Here is a 340-nt window from a genome sequence, read left to right as displayed (position 1 = left end):
GCGGGCACTTCGGCGGCACGGATTGCCGAGATCGTGCGGGCGGTGGGATGACGGACATGATCATGCCGACGCACAGGGTGCGCATCCTGGTGGCGACGCGGCCGGTGGATTTCTGTAAAGGCCATGACGGGTTGGCGGCGCTGGTTCAGTCTGTGCTTACGGAGGATCCGTTCACCGGCACGGTGTTCGTGTTCCGCGCGAAGCGGGCTGACCGGTTGAAGATCCTGTTCTGGGACGGGACCTGTACCGGGGCACGGTTCTGAGACAGCGCGTTGCGCTGGTTAGGCCGCCATTTTAACCCCCGTGACGGCTTCGGGTTCAAGGGCTTTTTGCTCGGCCC

At 64.1% G+C, this 340-nt stretch carries 1 protein-coding gene; it reads left to right on the top strand.

The genetic code is table 11. The annotated features are described in order from the left end of the window. The coding region (gene tnpB, locus ACH107_RS33655) for an IS66 family insertion sequence element accessory protein TnpB (RefSeq protein WP_412509907.1) at nt 1–263 on the top strand (263 nt) is incomplete at its 5' end. Nucleotides 264–340: the final 77 nt, after the last annotated feature.

This window comes from Roseovarius halophilus (ex Wu et al. 2025), assembly GCF_047086965.1.
This window is presented reverse-complemented; position numbering and strand designations above follow the sequence as displayed.